Consider the following 21113-nt stretch of genomic DNA (forward strand, 5'->3'; position numbering starts at 1 on the left):
GAGGGGATGCTGCTCCGGCCAGAATACTGATCATCGATGGAAAGAGAAAGTGCTGCACTGCACATATGCGCAGCAGATACCTCCATCAGTGCTCTTCATATTGCAGGAAGGACGAGTCGGCGAGATCGGCGAAGCGCGTGAATTCCGACTGGAAGGCGAGCTTCACCGTGCCTGTCGGTCCGTGACGCTGCTTGGCGATGATGACGTCGGCCGTGCCTTTCACCTTGTCGAACAGGGCTTCCCATTCCGCATATTTCGGATCGGCTGGATCGCGCGGTTCGGAGTTCTTGACGTAATATTCCTCACGGAACACGAAGAGCACCACGTCGGCGTCCTGCTCGATGGAGCCGGATTCACGCAGGTCCGAGAGCTGCGGCCGCTTGTCGTCGCGGCTTTCGACGGCACGCGAGAGCTGGGAGAGCGCGATGATCGGAACATTCAGCTCCTTGCCGAGCGCCTTCAGGCCGGTGGTGATCTGGGTGATTTCCTGGACGCGGTTCTCGTTCGATTTGCCGGAGCCGGTCATGAGCTGAACGTAGTCCACCACCAGAACGTCGAGGCCGCGCTGGCGCTTCAGGCGCCGCGCACGCGCGGAAAGCTGAGCAATGGAGATGCCGCCGGTCTGGTCGATATAGAGCGGCACCTTCTGCATCATCATCGAGCAGGCAACCAGCTTTTCGAAATCGGCATCGTTGATGTCGCCGCGGCGGATCTTCGATGAGGAGACTTCCGTCTGCTCGGAAATGATACGGGTGGCGAGCTGTTCGGACGACATTTCCAGCGAATAGAAGCCGACGACGCCGCCGTTCTTCGCCTTTGTGGAGCCGTCCGACTGCACTTCGCCTTCATAGGCGGCGGCGATATTATAGGCGATATTGGTGGCGAGCGAGGTCTTGCCCATGCCGGGACGGCCGGCGAGGATGATCAAGTCCGAGCGCTGCAGGCCGCCCATCTTGCTGTCGAGCGAGTGAATGCCGGTGGAAATGCCGGATAGACCGCCGTCGCGCTCCTTTGCGACGGCCGCCATGTCGATCGCCAGCGCCACGGCGTCGTTGAAGGCCTGGAAGCCGCCGTCGTAGCGGCCGTTTTCCGCAAGTTCGAACAGCCGGCGCTCCGTATCCTCGATCTGCGTCTGCGGCGGCATGTCGAGCGGTGCGTCAAAGGCGATGTTGACCATGTCCTCGCCGATGGTGATCAGCGCGCGGCGCAGCGCCAGATCGTAGATGGCGCGGCCGTAGTCTTCGGCGTTGATGATCGAAACGGCTTCGGTCGCGAGACGGGCGAGATATTGCGCCACCGTCATGTCGCCGACTTTCTCTTCGGCCGGCAGGAAAGTCTTGATCGTCACCGGATTGGCTGTCTTGCCCATGCGAATGATATCGCCCGCCACCTCGAAGATTTTCCGGTGCAGCGGCTCGTAGAGATGAATGGGTTTCAGAAAATCGGAGACACGGTAGTAGGCGTCATTGTTGACGAGGATAGCGCCGAGCAGGGCCTGTTCGGCCTCGATATTATTGGGCGCTTCGCGGTAGTGCGCGTCGGCGGGAGCAATGGCGGCGATCTTTCGCGCAGCTTCGTTCATTTTCCGTCTCTTCGTATTCTTGAGTGCCGATTGGTTTGCGACGATCCCGTGTCACGGTCAATTGCCGAAGGGTCGTGGCGTGCCGCAGGGCGCTGGTTCGTTCGAGCTATTCACGTTGTTCCACTCGTCCACAGGGACAAACGCTCCGAAGGAAAAAAAGCCTTTGTCGCCACTTTGCAACGCAATGTCCGACACGCGAATCACATACAAAAACCTCTATGGATGATTTTAGCCCGATCTGTCCCGGTTGAAACCCGGCGGGGCGGCAATCGCGCTTGAAAAGATGTGAGAACCCCGCTATCTCCTTGAAATAGGGTAGGATACTAATAGTATAAAGCAGCAATAATGTCTGGTGCGCCATCACGCCGAGAACTGTTCGACGAGCTTTCCGCTTTTAATCGGAAGCTGAGGGCGGCGTTCGACGGTCTGGTGCGTGAGCACGGTATGACATTGGCCAGAGCCCGGGTTTTCCATAAGCTTTCCAAGCGCGATGGCATCAATCAGCGCGAACTCGCCGACGAGCTGGAGCTTGAGACTCCGACCCTGGTGCGTATCCTCGACGCCATGGAAGCACAGAGCTTCATCGAGCGCCGCGCGGTGCTGTCGGACCGGCGCGCCAAGCAGATATTCATGACCGAATCCGGAAAAGTGGTGGCGGCCGAAGTTGAGGCTCTTGCCACCGGCGTGCGTGCGGATATCCTGCAGGGGATTTCGGACGAGGATGTCGGCATGGCCCTCAAGGTCATCCGCGCCATGACCGCCAATCTACAGAACGTGGGCAAGTCATGAGGTAGCGTATGAGCGGCGAGCCGGCCCCGATCAATGCGGAAGCCAATGTCGCCGCGCCTGCCGCCCCGCCGCCCGTGCCGCGATGGAAGGTCCCGCTTTATATCGGCGCCTCCGTCATGTTCTTCTTGACACAGGGCCTTGGTCTTAATCTCGCCTTCGCCAATCTCACGCAGATCCAGGGAAGCATCGCCGCCACGACCACCGAATCCGTGTGGCTGTCGGCAGCCTATATGGCGCCGAATGTCAGCCTCGCCATTGCGCTGGTGAAGATCCGCCTGCAATACGGCGTGCGCAATTTTGCCGAAGTCAGCATTCTCGGCTTCGTCGTCGCCTCGCTGCTCAATCTCTTCGTCTCCGACCTGCATTCGGCCATCGTCGTCCGCTTTTTGAGCGGCATCGCGGCGGCACCGCTGTCGACGCTTGGTTTCCTCTACATGCTGGAAGCTTTCGAACCGGCCAAGAAGCTGACGATCGGCGTCAGCCTGGCGATGATGAATACGCTACTGGCCGCGCCCATCACTCGCCTCGTCTCGCCATCGCTTCTCGATTACGGCGAGTGGCGCGGGCTCTATACCTTGGAAATGGCACTGGCGCTGCTGGTGATGCCGATCATCTATCTGCTGCCTCTGACGCCGCCGCCGAGAGTGAAGGTGATCGTCTTCGGAGATATCATCAGCTACCTGCTGGTCGCCGTCGGTTTCGGCTGTCTTGCAATCGTTCTTTCCGTCGGGCGACTGTATTGGTGGCTGGAAGTGCCATGGCTCGGCGTGCTGCTGGCCGTCAGCATCGCCACTTTGACGCTTGCCGCCGTCATCGAACTGCGGCGGCCGACGCCACTGATCGATGTCCGCTGGCTGCTCAGCTCCGAGATATTGCACCTGACGGGCATTCTCCTGGTCTTCCGCATGATTGCCGGCGAGCAGACCTCGGTCATCATGACCTTCTATCAGAATGCCGTTGGTCTGCTCTACGATCAGCTCGCGATGCTCTACTGGATCATCCTTGCTTTCTCCATCATCGGCGGTCTGATCTGCACGGTGCTGATGAGCTACGGCTTGAGTTGGCAGATCCAGTTCGTCGCTCTCGTCATGATGGCGGCTGGCTCCTTCATGGATGCCCAGGTTACGACGCTGACCCGGCCCGAACAGATGTATCTTAGCCAGGCACTGGTGGCGGCCGGCGCAGCCCTTTTCCTGCCGCCGTCCATGTCCGCGGGCTTCAAGGCGGCCTTTGCGAGAGGTGCACCGTATCTGGTGACCTTCTTCGTGGTCTTCACCTTCACGCAAAGCATCGGCGGCCTGATCGGCTCTGCCTTCTACGGCACGCTGATCACCATCCGCGAAAAATTCCATTCCGCCGTGCTGACCGAACATGTGTTGCTGACTCACCCTGTCGTCGCCCAGCGCGTCAGCCAGCTTTCTGCGTCTTATGGCAAGGTGATCGGCGACAGCGCTTTGCTGAAGGGCGAGGGGTTGGCGCTACTCGGCGTGCAGGTCACCCGCGAGGCCAATACGCTCGCCTATAGCGATGCCTTCTTTGTTGCCGGTGTCATCGCGGTCGTGTCGCTTGCTGCTCTTTCGCTGCATGTATTCTACCGTTTCATCAAAGCGCGGCTCGCCGACGATCGGCCGCAGACCGCGGCTTCCAACCCGTGAGGATATGAAATAGCTCCATGTCGAGGCTCGTTCGCTCCCCCATCGAAGTTATCGCCGTCCTCGCCGGTGTCGGCGGCGTCATGCTGGTGCTCTATGCCTGGCACCTGCCACCTTTCCAAAGTTCCGTCGAGACGACCGATGATGCCTATGTCAGAGGCTACGTCACGACGATCAGCCCGCAGGTTAGCGGTTATATTACGGATGTTCCGATCAGGGATTACAAGCTCGTCAAACAGGGCGACGTGCTGACGAAGATCGACGATCGCATCTATCGGCAGAAGGTGGCGCAGGCGCGCGCGACGCTGGACGGCCAGAAGGCGGCGCTTGCCAATTCGCAGCAGCAGGAGCAGGCGGCACGCGCCGGCATCGCCTCCAGCCAGGCTCAGGTCGATAGTGCCAACGCGGCCATGAAGCGCGCCCAGCTTGCCTGGGATCGCGTGGCGACGCTGGTGGCCAAGGGCGTGTCGACGACCAGCGATTCGGAGCAGGCACAGGCGACGCTGGAACAGGCTAAGGCGGCCGTCAATCAGGCGAAGGCCGGCCTTGACGTATCGCAGCAGAATCTGACGACGATCATCGTCAACCGTGCCTCGCTGGAGGCCGGCGTCAGTGGCGCGGAGGCCGCCGTGCAGCTCGCGGAGATCGATCTTCAGAATGCGACGATCGTCGCGCCACGCGACGGCCGCGTCGGCGAAGTCGGCGTACGCCTCGGCCAATACGTGACGCCGGGCACGCAGCTTATGGGACTGGTTCCGAAAGATGTCTGGGTCATCGCCAATTTCAAGGAAACCCAGCTCGACGGCATGAAGGTCGGCCAACCCGTAACAATCTCGGTCGATGCGCTCGGTCATCGCGAGCTCAAGGGCCATATCCAGCGCTTTTCGCCGGCGGCGGGCTCGGAATTCGCCGTTATCAGACCCGACAACGCAACGGGCAATTTCACCAAAGTGGCGCAGCGCGTCGGCGTCCGCGTTAAGATCGACGAAAATCAGCCCGAGGCGCAAGATCTGGCGCCCGGCATGTCGGTGGTCGTCTCCGTCGACAAGAATTCGGCGCCGGTGCAGGATACGGCGGAGAATTGAGACGCGGACGGGCAAGCGTCGGTAAACCCTTGCAGTCAAACAAAAAGCCTGGGTCGCGAGACCCAGGCTTTCTCATGTTCGCAGCCGATGCGAAGGCTTGAATCAAGCTTCGTCTTCGGCGTTGCCGTCAGCTTCCGGATCGAAGAAGTCTTCCGGACGCAGGGCGTCTTCGTCAACGCCGTAGATGGCGTCAGCGGAGGTGAGCGTTTCGCCCTTGGCCTGACGCTCGGCTTCTTCAGCGGAACGGGCAACGTTCAGCTCGACGTGGATTTCGACTTCGGCGTGAAGCGCGATTACAACGTTGTGCAGGCCAATCGCCTTGATCGGCGTGTTCAGGTGAACCTGGTTGCGGCCGATGTTGAAGCCTTCCGCTGCGAGGATTTCAACGACGTCGCGAGCGGCGACCGAACCGTACAACTGGCCGGTTTCGCCAGCCGAGCGAACGACGATGAAGGACTTGCCACCGAGAACGTCGGCAACCTTCTGAGCTTCGCTGCGGCGCTCGAGGTTACGGGCTTCCAGCGTTGCACGTTCGGCTTCGAAGCGAGCCTTGTTAGCGGGGTTGGCGCGCAGTGCCTTGCCGAGCGGCAGCAGGTAGTTACGGGCAAAGCCGTCGCGAACCTTAACCACTTCGCCCATCTGGCCGAGCTTGGAGATGCGCTCGAGGAGAATGACTTCCATTTTGTTGTTCCTTTCTGATGTCAGATTTTCGTGTCTGGTTGTTTGGAATTATCGGTATTCTTGTTCGGGGTCAGGGCGATCGCTTTGCGTGTATCGGCAAGACCGAGAATGAGGACGATGAAGGCGGGCAACGTCAGTATGAGCGACGTCAGGTAGCAGAGGACCAGAACGGGCACCCGCCAGTCCTTGCCACGGGTGCGGTAGTGGAGCGCCGCAAAGCCGGAGACGAGAAAGCCTGCGCCGAACGCGCCAACGGCCGCCGCGCCGATCAATGCCGGGGTGCCCCCGAAAAAGAGGGCGACGATGGCGGCGAGAAAGACGAAGATTGCGTTCCGGTTCATGCGCAGCGCCGACGGAATATCTTCGCGCGGACGCAGATTGCGGCTCGATGCCGCAACGATGCGGGTGGCGATATAGTAGGCGGCCAGCAGCATCAGAACCCAGACGATACCCCAGACGACCGGCACGGCGTAGAGCATGAAGGATTTCGTCTTGGCGATCGCTACTGGATCGAGCGGCATCGTAGGCTGCTGATCCTGCATGACGGTGACATAGAGATCGACGACTTGGCCGATCAGGTCCGAGCCATATCCCATGACCGCGCCGGCGACGACGATGACGACGGCCGCCAGGCCGCAGAGATGCAGCATGATATCAGACAGCGGATACCAGGCCATCAGATGGTCGGGACCGCCGAGTTCGGAGGCTGGGCGCGCCAGATTGGCAAGATGGCTGAGCCAGGCCGGAATCAGCGCCAGCAGCACGACAAAAAGCCCGAATGGCAACGAATAGCCGACGGCGCCGACAAGGCCAGCCGTCACGACGGCGGTGACAACAGCGATATTGCCCCAGCCGAGGCCGACGATGAGGATCGGAAGAGCGGAAAGCGCGCCGAACAGGATGAACAGCCATGGCTGCACCGTCGCGCCATACACGAGTAGGGCGGCGGTTAGACCGGCGAGCGCGCCGATGCCAAGCTCTTTTGCGTTCAACTTTTTCACGTCGCTGTCCTGCTTCGTATCGAGCAGTTAGAGGATGCCTTCGCCACTCGGGCCTGAAAGCCGTCCCCAACATGGGGTTTCAAGGTTCCGATCCGCGCCCATCGCGAAAGGGAGAAGGGAAGGCATTGCTGCCTTCCCTCTAATTCATTCTGCGTCGGCCGCTATTAAGCGACGACGTAGGGCAGCAGGCCGAGGAAACGGGCGCGCTTGATCGCCTGAGCGAGCTCGCGCTGCTTCTTCTGGGAAACGGCCGTGATGCGGGACGGAACGATCTTGCCGCGCTCGGAAATGTAACGCTGCAGGAGACGGACGTCCTTGTAGTCGATGCGCGGCGCATTGGCGCCCGAGAACGGGCAGGTCTTGCGGCGGCGATGGAACGGACGGCGGACCGGTGCGGAGGAAACTTCAGACATTCTCAAATCTCCTTATACGCGGTCTTCGCGCGGACGGCGCGGACGATCTTCGCGGTCACCACGATCCGGGCGCGGACCACGATCGCCGAAGCTGCGCTCCGGACGGTCGCCATCACGGCGCGGACGGTCGTCACGGTCGCGCTTCTGCATCATGGCAGACGGGCCTTCTTCGTGCTTTTCAACAGCGATCGTCATGTAACGCAGGACGTCTTCGCTGATGCGCATCTGGCGTTCCATTTCCTGGATCGCAGCGGCCGGTGCATCAATGTCCATCAGGGCGTAATGAGCCTTGCGGTTCTTCTTGATGCGGTAGGTGAGGGACTTGAGGCCCCAGTTTTCGATACGCCCGACTTTACCGCCGTTAGCTTCGATAACACCCTTGTACTGTTCTACGAGGGCGTCGACCTGCTGAGCGGAAATATCCTGTCGGGCAAGGAATACATGTTCGTAAAGAGCCATGGATAGCTTTGCCTTTCTTGCGTTGGTCTGAACCCGATATTCGGCGGCTAAGCCTCAACGACTGCTCCTGAGAGGGGTGACCCTAAGCAAGAAAAGCGTTTCCGAGACGGTCGAGAGCGGAGACACGGGAGGCTGGAACGCTTCCGTTCCGAACGATTTTCTGAGAAGAAAACCGGCCCTCCGTTCAGCCACCAGCCAGAAGACCGGGTTGCGAACAGGGCGGCTTATACGGATTTTTGCGCGAAAGGCAAGGGGCGAATTGCGCAGTCCGACAGCGGACACTCCTGCCTGGACCAAGGCAGGCGGCCTCAATTCTCCGGCAAGGTGAAGACCGCGCAGGGGTCGGCGATGCCGCGCAACGGATGCTCGCCCAAGGGGATCAAGGGGGTTGTCGTCTGCGCCGCAACGGCGCCGGAGATGAGCACGCTGCGGCCAAGCGGCTTGCACAGGCCTTCGAGCCGGCTCACCAGATTGACCGCCGGGCCGATCGCGGTAAAGTCCAGCCGGTCGGCCGCGCCGATATTGCCCCACAACATCTCGCCGAAATGCAATGCCGCGCCAAAGGGCAGCGGCGGCAGCCCCTGCGCTTGCCGCACCGTATCGAGATGAACCATGCCGGCGCGGGCGGCGGCGACCGCGCGCAGCGCCGCCTCACAGGCTTCGCCCGGTGTGCTTGTGACCGGGAAAATCGCCAACGCGCCGTCGCCGATGAATTTCAGCACCTCGCCTCCGAAAGCGTGCACCGCTCCGGCAACGCGGTCGAACCAGGCGTCGAGGGAAGCGATCATCGCCGCCGGCTCCGTCGCCTCGGACAAAGCGGTGAAATCGCGCAGATCGGCGCAGAGCAATGCGGCTCGGATGGTTTCCCCCGTGCCGCGGCGCAGCGCGCCGGCTTGGACCCGCGCCGCACTGCGCCGGCCGAGATAGGCCTCGAGTAGCGCTGCCAACGCCGCCCGCGAAGCCAGGGCGCTCAAGGGGGCTGCGGCGAAGCGCGCCGTCTCCCGCAGCCGACCGGCCTCGCTAGGGTCGAATGGCCGGAGCCCCGCCCAACCCAGCACCGGGCTGTCCGCGGCCGAACCCACCGTGTCTTCATGCATGGGGCCAAGCCCGGCCAGCCAATCGTGGCCGGCTTGACTGGGTGGGCCGCCGACGAAACCCAGCGCCTCGATCACTGCCCCGGTTTCCGCCCGCCACAGCCAGATGCGCCGGGCGATGATCGGATGCGGCACCGCGAGCGACAGGGCTCCTCCGGCAAGTGGCAGGCCGTCGGCCAGCAGCCGGCGGCCGAGCTCGGCCAGGAACCGTTCAGGGCCAGGAGAGGCATCGGCCTCATCAACCAGCCAGGCAAGGGGGAGGGGCAAATCCATGTCTGATCATGCCATGGCAGCCGCAGGCTGTCATCCGCCGTTGCGATGGTGCTTCTGCGTGTGATGACAGTCCCCGGCAGTGCTCAGGACCGACGCATTCAGGAACGGAAGGCTGTCACATTCTGCCAGCCATAGGGTCGGGACCCGGATCACGCCCGGCTGCGGCTTCGGACAGCCGGCCGAGGTAGTGAGCCCAGCCTTCAGAATGGCCAGCGCATTGTTCGGCATTGGGCAGGCCGGTGTGGGTCAGACGTAGCAGCGTTCCGTCCGGCTGCTCGATGAGGTCTATCTCGACCAGGCTCGATCCCGGGGGGACCACCTCGCTGCCATCCCAGCCGAAGCTGTAGGCCAGGCGGTGTACCGGCACCACCTCGCGGAACGAACCGCGGGCGAAGCGAGCGCCAGTGACGTTGACGAGATAGAGTCCTTCGGGCTGAGGCTCGATCTGTGCCTCCGTACCCATCCAGCGCAGAATCTTTTCCGGATCGGTCAGGAGGGCGAACACGGCTGCGGGCGGTGCCGGGATGCGCCTTTCCTGGCGGACGACGAGGGGCTCTTGCATCGGTCTCTCCTTTGGTTGCATGGCCTGCCTCACCGGAGGCGGAGATTGAGCAGGCGCATCCTATCGCGGAACGTCCTCATGCAACAGCATGTAGGGGGCAGGCTCGCTCACAACAAGGGCGGTGCAGACGCTTGAAGACGAATGGATTTGCTAGTGATCCTTGGGAAATATCGGCATCGGCGCACCCTTCATCATGTCGGCATAGAGATGTTCGGTCTGCTGATCCGTCGGGAACATGCATTCGAGCCTGAGCTCCTGCGACGCGATGGTCATCGGGGTGCCGACTGTCGTTACCAATGAAAAGAAGTTGAGGCTCTGGCCATCCTTCACAAAGGTCAATGGAACGACGGGTGTGCTGCCGGGTGCGGTGAGCGCTTTCCGGTCGAAATCGACGTCGGGATAAGCGAGCAGCGTTTTCAGCAGTTCCCGAGTTTTGTCATCGACGACCCGGCCGATGGACTCACGATGAACGCGCGCCAGCAAGCTTCTCGATGTCTCCGCCCAGTTATCAATGAAGGGGCGCATCCCAGCGGGATCGAACATCAAATGCAGCAGGTTGCGTGGCGATTTGCGCGCCGCCATATCGACGAAGCAATTGAAGAAACGGAGCGTGGCCGTATTGGACATCAGAACGTTCCAATAGCGATCCATGACGATTGCGGGGAAAGGTTCGTGCTGACGCAGCATGCGCCGCAGAGCATCCGCGACGGGCTGCATTTCCGGCGCGTCCCAGGAATCCTCCGAATAGATCGGGGCGTAGCCAGCGGCGAGCAACAGAGTGTTGCGCTCGCGGAACGGCACATCGAGCGCTTCCGCAACGGTCAGCAGCCTCTGGCGGCTGGGAACGCTGCGGCCGCTTTCAACGAAGCTGATGTGACGTTGCGAAACACCCGTATCCATTGAAAGGTCGAGCTGGCTTTTGCCGCGCACCTCCCGCCAGTGGCGCAGCAACGGGCTGAGCTGTTTCGAGACCGATAGGGCTGTGTTGCTGTTCGTCATGGAGGGTCTCCGTGTGAACTGTGCCGTGGCGACTTCCTCTAAAAAGGCGGCCGCGCACGGCATCTTATGTCTGGCATGCGAAGGTTAGAATTGCACTGGCCCCACCGAACCGAACCAATGACGCACCTTGGTGTGATCAGCCTCGTCCATGTAGAAGAAGTGCGTCATGACGGGCTTGACGACGGGGTGGTTAGGATCGTTCGGTGTCATGGTAACGAAGCCACGGAAGATCTTGAGGAGCCCGCCGTCCCAATATTCCGTCACATCATGGAGGGCGGTAAATCCGGTGTCGATGAACGCGCGCAGGCTTTCGCGGATAGTCTCGCGGCCCTTCCATTCGGCGACGCCCAAATTTGCGGTGGCGTCTTCCGTAAAGCAGTCGAAGCCACTGCCGAAGGTCTTGTCGTCAATCTCCTTCCAGAAGGCCAGCAGCCAGCCTGGGGTTTCACGTTTGCTGAAAATCATCTCATTCATCGTCTGTCTCCGGACGTGTGCTTAGGGCAATAAGAGGCTGCAGCGCCCCGGGGTCAAACCGAAGGCGCTTGATGTCTATTCCTCTGCGGCACCGGTTCGGTGCCTATCTCTCGTGGAGATGCCCCAAAGTTACGCGCCGGTCGGACGTGTCTCAATTACATCAGAGGTCATATTTCGCCGGTCGTCGCGCCCTGCCACCGAGGCAAGGCGCTTTCACGAGGCATTACATCGGCATCGGATACAGCCGGTGTACCTTTTCAATCTCGGCAATTGCCTCTTCCGGCAGCGTGACATAGGCGGAAGCGATGTCGGTTTCGAGCTGGGCCATCGATGTCGCGCCGATGATGACGGAGGTCATGAAGGGCTTGGTCAGGCAATAGGCGAGCGCCAGCTTGGCAGGGTCGAGATTATATTTGGCGGCGATCTCCAGATAGGCCTTGACCGGCGGCTCCTGCAGCGGCTGCAGACGGCCGCCGATGTCGGGATTGATCGAGCCACGCGAGCCGGCAGGGCGTGCGCCGCCGACATATTTGCCGCTGAGAATACCACCGGCGAGCGGCGAATAGGCGAGCAGGCCAACATCTTCGTGGTGCGACAGTTCGGCGAGATCGAGATCGAAGTGGCGGTAGAGCAGATTATATTCGTTCTGCGTCGAGACGACGCGCGGCAGGCCCTTCTGTTCGGCGATCGTCAGGTATTTCTGGATGCCCCAGGTCGTCTCGTTGGAGAGGCCGATGGCGCGGATCTTGCCGGCCTTCACCAGCTCACCCATCGTCTCCAGGATTTCGGCGATATTGGCGACCGTTTTCTCGCGATCCTGGGTGAAGGGGTTGTAGCGCCAGTTCTGACGGAAGTGGAAATGACCGCGGTTCGGCCAATGCACCTGATAAAGATCGATATAGTCGGTTTTCAGCCGCTTCAGGCTGCTGTCGATTGCCGCGCGGATATTGGCGGCATCCGCGCCCTGGCCGCCGCGCAGATAGTCACGACCAGGCCCGGCGACCTTGGTGGCAAGCACGACGTCCCCGCGCTTGCCGGTCTTTTCGAACCAGGTGCCGATACATTCCTCGGTGCGGCCCTGAGTCTCCGGGCCGACCGGCGTCGTCGGATACATTTCAGCCGTGTCGAAGAAATTGACGCCCTTGTGAAGCGCATAATCCATCTGCTCGTGCGCCTCGGCTTCGCTGTTCTGTGTGCCCCAGGTCATCGTCCCCAGGCAAATCTGTGAAACGGAAATATCGGTGCGGCCTAAATTCTTATACTGCATGGGAAAACCTTGATGCTTGCGGAAAAGGTGGTGGGGGAAGGATGCTCCAAATCTAGGTCGGAAATGAGCAAGCGCAAGAAGAAAATCGAGATGTTTCGCACACGCAAAAGGCAGGGACTGCAGGGGCTGCGCTATTGACTCCACCGCAAACAATGTCATTGGGAAGCGAAACGACCCCCGAAGGAAGCTTGATATAATGACTGTTGCTTTCACATTTCCCGGTCAGGGTAGCCAGGCCGTCGGCATGGGCAAGGATCTGGCCGACAACTTCGCCGAAGCGCGCGCCGTCTTCGAGGAAGTCGACGAAGCGCTCGGTGAAAAGCTTTCCGACATCATCTTCAACGGCCCGGACGATAGGCTGACGCTGACGGCGAATGCGCAGCCGGCGTTGATGGCCGTGTCGATCGCCGTCATGCGCGTTCTCCAAGCGCGCGGCCTCGATCTGAAGAGCAAGGTTGCCTATGTCGCCGGTCATTCGCTCGGCGAATATTCGGCGCTTTGCGCTGCGGGCACTTTCTCGCTCGCCGATACGGCGCGGCTGCTGCGCATTCGCGGCAATGCCATGCAGGCGGCGGTTCCGGTGGGCGTTGGCGCCATGGCGGCCATCATCGGCCTGGAACATGCCGACGTCGTCGCGGTTTGCACCGAGGCTTCGGCGATCGGCGCATGTCAGATCGCCAATGACAATGGCGGCGGTCAGATCGTCATTTCCGGTGAAAAGGCCCCGGTCGAAAAGGCTGCCGAGCTTGCGACCGCCAAGGGTGCCAAGCGCGCCATCCTCCTGCCTGTTTCCGCACCCTTCCATTCGTCGCTGATGGCGCCCGCCGCCGAGGCGATGCGCGCGGCTCTGGCAGAGGTTGCAAAATCCGATCCCGTCGTGCCTGTCGTCGCCAATGTCCGCGCGGCGCCGGTGAAGGACGCCGGTGAGATCGCCGATCTGCTGGTTGCGCAGGTGACGGGCCAGGTCCGTTGGCGCGAGACCGTGGAATGGTTTGCCGCCAACAATGTGACAACATTGTATGAAATCGGCGCTGGCAAGGTGCTGACAGGCCTTGCCCGGCGCATCGACAAATCGGTGAACGGTATCGCCGTCAACACGGCGGCCGATATCGACACCACTCTCGCCGGCCTGCTTGGCTGATACAGAAATTAAGGAACGAGGGACATCAAATGCTCGATTTGACTGGCCGCAAGGCCCTGGTAACCGGCTCTTCCGGTGGTATCGGCGAAGAGATCGCAAGACTGCTGCATAAGCAGGGCGCCATCGTCGGCCTGCACGGCACGCGCGTTGAGAAGCTCGAGGCTCTGGCCGCCGAACTTGGCGACCGCGTCAAGATCTTTCCGGCTAACCTGTCCGATCGCGATGAGGTCAAGGCGCTCGGTGCCAAGGCCGAAGAAGAACTCGGCGGCGTCGACATCCTCGTCAACAATGCCGGCATCACCAAGGACGGTCTGTTTGTGCGCATGAGCGACGAGGACTGGGATGCGGTTCTGGAAGTCAATCTGACGGCGGTCTTCCGCCTGACGCGCGAGTTGACCCATCCGATGATGCGCCGCCGCTATGGCCGCATCATCAACATCACCTCCGTCGTCGGCATCACCGGCAATCCCGGCCAGGCCAATTACTGCGCCTCCAAGGCCGGCATGATCGGCTTCACCAAGTCGCTGGCGCAAGAGATCGCGACCCGCAACGTGACTGTCAACTGCGTCGCTCCCGGCTTCATCGAGAGCGCCATGACCGGCAAGCTGAACGACAAGCAGAAAGAGGCGATCATGGGCGCTATTCCCATGAAGCGCATGGGCAACGGTGCCGAAGTTGCATCCGCCGTCGCCTATCTCGCCTCCTCCGAAGCAAGCTACGTCACCGGCCAGACGATCCACGTCAACGGTGGCATGGCAATGATCTAAAAAAGGAAAAGTCTATTGGGGGGAACTTTCCCCTCCAATAGCATGTTGAGCAACCTGGAAGCGGCGATTTTCTGGCTTTGCGACAGACTTAAACCGTGTTAAGCGGGCCATGACTGTGATCAGTCGTCCCGAAAATGCAGACGGACCGGGCCGCGTGTATGGCGGCCGGACCAGATGTGAAGGCCGGGTTGAACGGGTTTGCCAGCCGCGCCATGCAGGCGTTGCAGGCTTGAACAGGGTAGGGATGTCACACGGCATTCTGATCAGGACATAAATAAGGTCGAGGAAACCGACATGAGCGATATCGCAGAACGCGTAAAGAAAATTGTTATTGATCATCTTGGCGTCGACGCCGACAAGGTTGTTGAAAGCGCAAGCTTCATCGACGACCTGGGCGCGGACTCGCTCGACACCGTCGAACTGGTCATGGCCTTCGAAGAAGAATTCGGCGTTGAAATTCCTGACGACGCTGCCGACTCGATCCTGACGGTCGGCGATGCGGTAAAGTTCATTGAGAAGGCTCAGGCCTAATCCTTTGCACTTTGTGACGGGCGGGCTCTCTGAGTCCGCCCTATTTCGTCCGGCCGGGTCGGACGGATCATATTCATACGCATGGCATTATAAAAAGACGGGGGTCTGCGGGCGATGAGACGTGTCGTTATCACGGGTACCGGCATGGTATCACCTTTGGGCTGTGGCACTGAGGTGTCCTGGTCGCGCTTGATCGCCGGGCACAACGGCGCTCGTCTTGTGACGGAATTCGAAGTCGAGGATCTCGCCGCGAAAATCGCGTGCCGCGTTCCGGTCGGCGATGGCAGCGACGGCACGTTCAATGCCGACGACTGGATGGAGCCGAAGGAACAGCGAAAGGTCGATCCTTTCATCATCTACGGCATGGCAGCAGCCGATATGGCGCTGAAGGATGCCGGTTGGCATCCGACCTCCGATGAAGACCAGATCGCAACCGGCGTCATGATCGGCTCCGGCATCGGCGGCCTCGAAGGCATCGTTGAAGCCGGTTATACGCTGCGTGATAAGGGTCCGCGCCGCATCTCGCCTTTCTTCATTCCCGGACGCCTCATCAATCTCGTTTCCGGCCAGGTCTCGATCCGCCACAAGCTGCGCGGTCCGAACCACGCCGTCGTCACGGCCTGCTCGACCGGCGCACATGCGATCGGCGATGCTGCCCGTTTGATCATGCTCGGCGATGCCGACGTCATGGTCGCCGGCGGCGCCGAGGCTCCGGTCTGCCGTATCTCGCTCGCCGGCTTTGCCGCCTGCAAGGCGCTGTCGACCGATTACAACGACAACCCGCAGAAGGCTTCGCGCCCCTACGATCGTGACCGTGACGGCTTCGTCATGGGCGAGGGCGCCGGCATCGTCGTTCTCGAAGAGCTGGAACATGCCAAGGCACGCGGCGCCAAGATTTACGCCGAAGTGGTCGGGTACGGCCTTTCCGGCGACGCCCATCACATTACTGCCCCGTCCGAGGATGGCGAGGGCGCGTTCCGCTGCATGACTTCGGCCCTGAAGCGTGCCGGTTTGACGCCGGCGGATGTGGACTACATCAATGCGCATGGCACCTCGACCATGGCCGATACGATCGAGCTTGGCGCTGTCGAGCGGCTGGTTGGCAATGCCGCTTCCAAGATTTCGATGTCGTCGACCAAGTCGGCGACCGGCCATCTCCTGGGGGCGGCTGGCGCGATTGAGGCTATCTTCTCGACGCTTGCCATTCGCGACAATATCGCGCCGCCGACGCTGAACCTCGATAATCCGGAGCGCGAGACAGCCATCGATCTCGTTCCGCATAAGGCCCGCAAGCGGGACATCAATGTTGCACTGTCGAACTCCTTTGGATTCGGCGGTACGAACGCATCACTTGTCCTGCGTCGCTATGAGGCATAATAAAAGCGCGTAATTCCGGAAAGCGGGAGTGCTTTCCGGCGAGACTATGCGCCATCCTTGAATGTTGCTGCGCGTCTTGCGTATCCCATGGATGCGCCGCAGCAATGTCTGATCGGTCGAAAGCGGATCTTCACAAGGCTCCGCTTTATCTTCTGAACCTGTTTTTTGCCGCATTGCTTGGTCAAAGAGCAGGCAATGACAAATGAAGGGACTGCCGGTGAGCGATACGAACCAGAACAATGGAACTCCGAACGGGCAGAAGGGGCCGATTATCCCGAAATCGGCCAATGAAGCTCTGCGTCCGGAGCGTGTTCCGGATCCGCCGAAGCGTTCCCGCAAAGCCCGCAGCCAGATGGTGATTTTCCTGAACTTTCTGATGACGCTGGTCGTCTTCGTGATCGTTCTCGCGCTCGTCGGCACCTATTACGCCATCTCCGCCTATCAGAGCCCCGGGCCGCTGGCGACCAACTCCAATTTCATCGTGCGCAACGGCGCGGGCCTGGCCGAGATTTCGAGCCGGCTGGAAGCCAGCAACATTATCTCCGATGCCCGTATCTTCCGCTATCTGACGGCAACCTATCTGCACAATGGCGAGACGTTGCGATCCGGCGAATATGAGATCAAGGCCGGCGCCTCCATGAAGGACATCATGGAGCTGTTGAAATCCGGCAAATCGATCCTCTATTCGGTTACCTTGCCGGAAGGCCTGACCGTGCGGCAAATATTCAACAAGCTGCAGGCGGACCCGGTGCTGGAAGGCGATCTGCCGTCGGCCTTGCCGCCAGAGGGCAGCTTGGAACCCAATACCTATAAATTCACGCGCGGCGCCAAGCGTACGGAAATCATCGATCAGATGAAGGCCGCGCAGGAAAAGCTGGTCGATGAGATTTGGGACAAGCGCGATCAGTCGCTGCCGCTGACGAACAAGCAGGAACTGATCACCCTGGCGTCGATCGTTGAAAAGGAGACCGGGCTTGCCGATGAGCGCGCTCATGTGGCGTCCGTCTTCCTCAACCGCCTCGGCAAGGGCATGCGCCTGCAATCCGATCCGACGGTCATCTATGGCCTCTTTGGTGGCGACGGCAAGCCGGCGGATCGCCCGATCTTCCAATCGGACCTCAAAAAAGAAACGGCCTACAATACCTACATCATCAAGGGCCTGCCGCCGACGCCGATCGCCAATCCGGGCAAGGATGCGCTCGATGCAGTTGCCAATCCTTGGAAGACACAGGATCTCTATTTCGTTGCTGATGGCTCGGGCGGCCACGTCTTCGCCGCGACGCTGGAAGATCACAACGCCAACGTCAAACGCTGGCGCAAGCTCGTCGCGGAAAAGGGCGAGGACCCCAGCGCGATCGCCGTTGACGGTCAGCCGGAAGATAGCGGCACCACGGCCGGTACGCCCCCCTCCGGCACACAGCAGAAAAAGAAGACGAACTGATCTCTGCTGCGCCGTGCTTCCTATGGGACGCGCGGCGTAGTCTCATTTGCATTGATGGTCCATGATCGTTGAGCGATTGTGGACGAGAACTATCGGAGGCTTGCATGGCATTGCAGTCCATGACCGGTTTCGCCCGGCGTGAGGGAACGAGTGGGCGCTCTCGCTGGGCATGGGAATTGCGATCGGTCAACGGCAAGGGCCTCGATTTCCGCCTGCGCCTGCCGCAGGGGTTGGAGCGTCTGGAAACCGATGTGCGCAAGCTCATCACTGACCGGTTTTCGCGCGGCAATCTGCAGGTCGGTCTTTCTCTATCCGTCGATGAAAGCCGCGTCGAGGCGGTGGTCAATCAGGACGCACTGGCAACGGTGCTGGCACTGCGCGGTCAGCTCTCCGGCGTCATCGATCCCGCGCCGTTGCGGCTGGACACGCTGCTGGCCATCCGCGGCATAGTCGAGTTCAAGGAAGCCGAGGAGAGCGAAGAAGCGCTTGCCGCGCGCGACGGAGAGGTCATGGCGGGTCTGGAAGCCGCGCTCGGCGATCTCAGCGACATGCGCCGTCGGGAAGGACAGGCGCTTGGGCAAATCCTGCTCGGTCATGTCGGCGTCATCGAGACGCTGACGGCGACGGTTGAGAGCGATCCATCGCGATCGCCGCAGGAAATCGCCGCCAGGCTGGCAGCACAGGTTGCCATGCTGCTGGACGGCACTTCCGGTCTGGATCGCGATCGGCTGCATGCCGAGGCCGCTCTCATCGCCACCAGAGCCGATCTGCGCGAAGAAATCGACCGGCTAAAGGCGCATGTAACGGCCGCCCGCGACCTTATCGCCAAGGGCGGACCGATCGGACGCAAGCTTGATTTCCTTGCACAGGAATTTAACCGGGAATCGAATACTATCTGTTCGAAGTCGAATGCCGCAGCGGTCACCGCCGCCGGCATCGAACTGAAGGTGGTCATTGACCAGTTCCGCGAACAGGTCCAGAATTTGGAGTAGGCCATGAAGCCGGCGACATCCACATCCATTCCGATTGCCCGCCGGGGGCTGATGCTCGCCATTTCCTCGCCGTCAGGCGCGGGGAAATCGACGATCGCGCGCACGCTGCTGGAAACCGATAAGCAGATCGGTCTTTCCGTCAGTGTGACGACGCGGCAACGGCGGCCGAGCGAGATTGCCGGCGTGCACTATCATTTTGTCTCGCTGCGGGAATTCGAGCGGCTACGCGATTCCGACTCCCTGCTGGAATGGGCTGAGGTGCACGGTAATTTCTACGGCACGCCGCGCGAGCCGGTGGAAACGGCGATGTCCGAGGGCCGCGATATGCTCTTCGATATCGACTGGCAGGGCGCGCAGCAACTGCAGGAAAAGATGCCCGCCGATGTCGTCTCGATCTTCGTGCTGCCGCCCACCATGACGGAGCTGCAATCGCGTCTGCACCGCCGCGCCGAGGATTCCGAAGAGGTGATCGCCACGCGGCTTGCCAATTCCAGGGCCGAGATCGCCCATTGGCGCGAGTATGACTATGTCATCATCAACGATGATCTGAACGCCGCTTTCGACGCGGTTCAGTCGATCGTCAAGGCAGAGCGCCTGCGCCGCGACCGCCGCCACGGCATGTTCGACTTCGTTCGCGGCCTGTTGGAAGAAACGCCGAAGCTGTAAATGGCAATCAGAGAGAGTTCGCCAGCCGGCAGAACTCTTCGACGGAGAGCGTTTCAGCGCGTCGCTGAGGGTCGATATCGGCTTTCAGCAGCAGTACTTCGCCCCCGAGCGGCTTAAGGCTTTGGCGCAGCATCTTGCGCCGTTGGCCGAAGGCGGCGTGCGTTATCTTTTCCAGCTTGTCGACGGAACAGGGGATCGGGTTTTCCTTGGGCGTTAGATGGACGACCGTCGAGGTGACTTTCGGCGGCGGCGTGAAGGCCTGCGGCGGTACGTCGAAAGCCATGTGTGCGTTCGTGCGCCAGCCGCAGAGAACGCCGAGACGGCCGTAGTGATCGTCATCCTCGTCGGCAACGATCCGCTGGCCGACCTCTTTCTGGAACATCAGCGTCAAGGACTGCCAGAAGGGTGGCCAATGGCCAGGGAGTAGCCAGTTCACCAGCAACTGTGTGCCGACATTGTAGGGCAGGTTTGCAATGATCTTGACCGGCCCTTCGGGCGCCAGCGCCGCAAAATCCGTCTTCAGCGCATCGCCCTCGATGACATCCAGCCGGCCGGGATAGTGATCGGCGATCTCGGCGAGCGCCGGCAGGCAGCGCGCGTCGCGCTCCACGGCGATGACCTTGGCGGCGCCGAGCGCAAGGATGGCACGCGTCAGCCCACCAGGTCCCGGGCCGACTTCGAAGACGGTGACGCCCTCCAGTGATCCGGCGGTGCGGGCAACCTTTTGTGTCAGATTAAGATCGAGCAGAAAGTTTTGGCCGAGCGCCTTGCGCGCGTCGAGGCCATGGCGCTGGATTACATCGCGAAGCGGCGGCAGACCATCGAGTGCGGCCATCAGTGACTGCTTCCCGTCGCGCGGCTGATCTGGCTCGCGAGCTTGAGCGCTGCCACGAGACTGTCTTCCTTGGCGATACCCTTGCCGGCAATGCCGAAGGCCGTGCCGTGGTCCGGCGAGGTGCGGACAAAGGGAAGGCCTAGCGTGACATTGACGGAATCGTCGAAGCCGAGCGCCTTGGCCGGAATCAAAGCCTGATCGTGATACATGCAGATGGCGACATCGTAGCGACGGCGCGCATCGTCGTGGAACATCGTGTCGGCGGGGAGGGGGCCAAAGGCATCGATGCCTTCATTGCGCAGCACGTCGATCGCCGGACGGATGATCTCCTCATCTTCCTTGCCGATCGCGCCGCTCTCGCCAGCATGGGGGTTGAGGCCGGCAACGGCCAGCCGCGGCTTCGCGATGCCGAAACGCGTCTTGAGGTCGTGGTTGGTGATCCGGCAGGTCTCGATGATGAGATCCGAGGTCAGCGCCTGCGGGACATCCTTCAGCGGAATGTGGATGGTGACGGGTATCGCCCGCAATTTGGGCCCGGCCAGCAGCATTACCGGCATCACCGGTTTGCCGGTCGCGTGTGTCGCGAGATCGGCGAGGAACTCGGTATGGCCGGGAAAGCCGAAGCCGGCGTCATAAAGGACCGACTTGGCGATTGGGTTGGTCACGACCGCGGCGGTCTCTCCCTTCATGCTGAGCGAAACCGCCATCTCAATGGCGGCAATCGTCGCCTTAGCTGTCGCGACATGCGGTTCACCGGCAACCACATCCATGCCGGCGGCGATCGGCAGCACCGGCAAGGCATCGGCAAAGGCATCGAGGGCAGTCGACGCATCAGTTTCCCGAAGCGGCACGGTCAGATTCAACTGAAGCGCTCGTGCCGAAAGAACGTTGGGATCGCCGAGAAACAGAAAGGGGGGCAAACCAAACTCGCCGCGGCGCAGCCAGGCGGCGAGCGTGATGTCGGGTCCGATACCTGCGGGATCCCCTTGCGTGAGTGCAAGGGGGTGGGAAGGGCGCGAGGGCATCGGGACG

The 21113-nt window shown here is 61.1% G+C and carries 22 protein-coding genes; 10 read left to right on the plus strand and 12 right to left on the minus strand.

From position 1 onward, the window contains the following. Positions 1-85 precede the first annotated feature (85 nt). Positions 86-1582 (minus strand): replicative DNA helicase, encoded by a 1497-nt coding sequence (locus GGD50_RS02925; protein WP_028753385.1) that lies wholly within the window; start codon positions 1580-1582, stop codon positions 86-88. Between the two features lie 345 nt (positions 1583-1927). Here GGD50_RS02925 and GGD50_RS02930 point away from each other — a divergent pair, with 345 nt between their 5' ends. From GGD50_RS02930 to GGD50_RS02940, 3 genes are read left to right on the plus strand one after another with little or no spacing between them, the layout of a single operon-like run. After that, positions 1928-2371, plus strand: a complete 444-nt coding sequence (locus GGD50_RS02930) for a MarR family winged helix-turn-helix transcriptional regulator (RefSeq protein ID WP_107107609.1) — start codon at positions 1928-1930, stop codon at positions 2369-2371. Between the two features lie 8 nt (positions 2372-2379). Continuing rightward, a complete protein-coding gene (locus tag GGD50_RS02935; protein WP_107107610.1) occupies positions 2380-4026 on the plus strand; it encodes an MFS transporter in 1647 nt (548 codons plus the stop codon). 17 nt (positions 4027-4043) lie between these two features. After that, entirely contained in the window at positions 4044-5108 is a 1065-nt protein-coding gene (locus GGD50_RS02940) for an HlyD family secretion protein (RefSeq protein ID WP_107107611.1), read from the plus strand. A gap of 102 nt (positions 5109-5210) precedes the next feature. On the opposite strand, the gene rplI is transcribed toward GGD50_RS02940, so the two are convergent. The 9 genes from rplI to GGD50_RS02985 form a co-directional block, all read right to left on the minus strand. Further along, the gene (gene rplI, locus GGD50_RS02945) at positions 5211-5789 is read right to left on the minus strand and encodes a 50S ribosomal protein L9 (RefSeq protein ID WP_107107612.1); all 579 of its coding nucleotides are present in this window, start codon (positions 5787-5789) and stop codon (positions 5211-5213) included. Between the two features lie 20 nt (positions 5790-5809). After that, the gene (locus GGD50_RS02950; protein ID WP_107107613.1) at positions 5810-6790 is read right to left on the minus strand and encodes a DUF2232 domain-containing protein; all 981 of its coding nucleotides are present in this window, start codon (positions 6788-6790) and stop codon (positions 5810-5812) included. 164 nt (positions 6791-6954) lie between these two features. Further along, the gene (gene rpsR / locus GGD50_RS02955; RefSeq protein WP_004122103.1) at positions 6955-7203 is read right to left on the minus strand and encodes a 30S ribosomal protein S18; all 249 of its coding nucleotides are present in this window, start codon (positions 7201-7203) and stop codon (positions 6955-6957) included. Between the two features lie 12 nt (positions 7204-7215). Continuing rightward, positions 7216-7662 carry a 30S ribosomal protein S6 gene (rpsF, locus tag GGD50_RS02960; RefSeq protein ID WP_028753379.1) on the minus strand — a complete coding sequence of 149 codons (447 nt, stop codon included), beginning with the start codon at positions 7660-7662 and terminating at the stop codon, positions 7216-7218. Positions 7663-7970: 308 nt separating this feature from the next. Then, positions 7971-9029 carry an adenylate/guanylate cyclase domain-containing protein gene (locus tag GGD50_RS02965; RefSeq protein ID WP_107107614.1) on the minus strand — a complete coding sequence of 353 codons (1059 nt, stop codon included), beginning with the start codon at positions 9027-9029 and terminating at the stop codon, positions 7971-7973. A gap of 115 nt (positions 9030-9144) precedes the next feature. Further along, on the minus strand, positions 9145-9591 hold the full coding sequence (locus GGD50_RS02970) for an SRPBCC family protein (RefSeq protein WP_107107615.1): 447 nt from the start codon (positions 9589-9591) through the stop codon (positions 9145-9147). 150 nt (positions 9592-9741) lie between these two features. After that, positions 9742-10590, minus strand: coding sequence for a helix-turn-helix domain-containing protein (locus tag GGD50_RS02975; RefSeq protein WP_107107616.1), 849 nt, complete (start codon positions 10588-10590; stop codon positions 9742-9744). Between the two features lie 84 nt (positions 10591-10674). Continuing rightward, a complete protein-coding gene (locus GGD50_RS02980) occupies positions 10675-11064 on the minus strand; it encodes a hypothetical protein (protein ID WP_107107617.1) in 390 nt (129 codons plus the stop codon). A gap of 223 nt (positions 11065-11287) precedes the next feature. Continuing rightward, on the minus strand, positions 11288-12331 hold the full coding sequence (locus tag GGD50_RS02985) for an aldo/keto reductase (RefSeq protein WP_107107618.1): 1044 nt from the start codon (positions 12329-12331) through the stop codon (positions 11288-11290). Between the two features lie 196 nt (positions 12332-12527). Between GGD50_RS02985 and fabD the strand changes: the two genes are divergently transcribed. The 7 genes from fabD to gmk all read left to right on the plus strand — a co-directional run bounded on the left by fabD (position 12528) and on the right by gmk (position 19246). After that, positions 12528-13472: an ACP S-malonyltransferase gene (gene fabD / locus GGD50_RS02990; protein WP_107107619.1), complete on the plus strand. Its 945-nt coding sequence runs from the start codon at positions 12528-12530 to the stop codon at positions 13470-13472. A gap of 29 nt (positions 13473-13501) precedes the next feature. Further along, positions 13502-14239, plus strand: coding sequence for a 3-oxoacyl-[acyl-carrier-protein] reductase (fabG, locus tag GGD50_RS02995; RefSeq protein WP_107107620.1), 738 nt, complete (start codon positions 13502-13504; stop codon positions 14237-14239). A gap of 294 nt (positions 14240-14533) precedes the next feature. Next, the gene (locus GGD50_RS03000) at positions 14534-14770 is read left to right on the plus strand and encodes an acyl carrier protein (protein ID WP_003547058.1); all 237 of its coding nucleotides are present in this window, start codon (positions 14534-14536) and stop codon (positions 14768-14770) included. 114 nt (positions 14771-14884) lie between these two features. Beyond that, a complete protein-coding gene (fabF, locus tag GGD50_RS03005) occupies positions 14885-16147 on the plus strand; it encodes a beta-ketoacyl-ACP synthase II (protein ID WP_107107621.1) in 1263 nt (420 codons plus the stop codon). 217 nt (positions 16148-16364) lie between these two features. Further along, the gene (gene mltG, locus GGD50_RS03010; protein ID WP_107108106.1) at positions 16365-17588 is read left to right on the plus strand and encodes an endolytic transglycosylase MltG; all 1224 of its coding nucleotides are present in this window, start codon (positions 16365-16367) and stop codon (positions 17586-17588) included. A 104-nt stretch (positions 17589-17692) separates the two neighbouring features. Further along, positions 17693-18580, plus strand: coding sequence for a YicC/YloC family endoribonuclease (locus GGD50_RS03015; RefSeq protein WP_107107622.1), 888 nt, complete (start codon positions 17693-17695; stop codon positions 18578-18580). A gap of 3 nt (positions 18581-18583) precedes the next feature. After that, positions 18584-19246, plus strand: coding sequence for a guanylate kinase (gmk, locus tag GGD50_RS03020; protein WP_107107623.1), 663 nt, complete (start codon positions 18584-18586; stop codon positions 19244-19246). Positions 19247-19253: 7 nt separating this feature from the next. Here the strand turns inward: gmk and rsmA are convergent, their stop codons facing one another. After that, positions 19254-20081 carry a 16S rRNA (adenine(1518)-N(6)/adenine(1519)-N(6))-dimethyltransferase RsmA gene (gene rsmA / locus GGD50_RS03025; protein WP_107107624.1) on the minus strand — a complete coding sequence of 276 codons (828 nt, stop codon included), beginning with the start codon at positions 20079-20081 and terminating at the stop codon, positions 19254-19256. Continuing rightward, positions 20081-21106, minus strand: coding sequence for a 4-hydroxythreonine-4-phosphate dehydrogenase PdxA (gene pdxA, locus GGD50_RS03030; protein ID WP_107107625.1), 1026 nt, complete (start codon positions 21104-21106; stop codon positions 20081-20083). Before pdxA ends, rsmA begins: the two co-directional genes overlap by 1 nt. Positions 21107-21113 lie beyond the last annotated feature (7 nt).

This window comes from Martinezella paranaensis (genome assembly GCF_014200235.1).
GTDB classification, from domain to species: Bacteria; Pseudomonadota; Alphaproteobacteria; order Rhizobiales; family Rhizobiaceae; genus Rhizobium; species Rhizobium paranaense.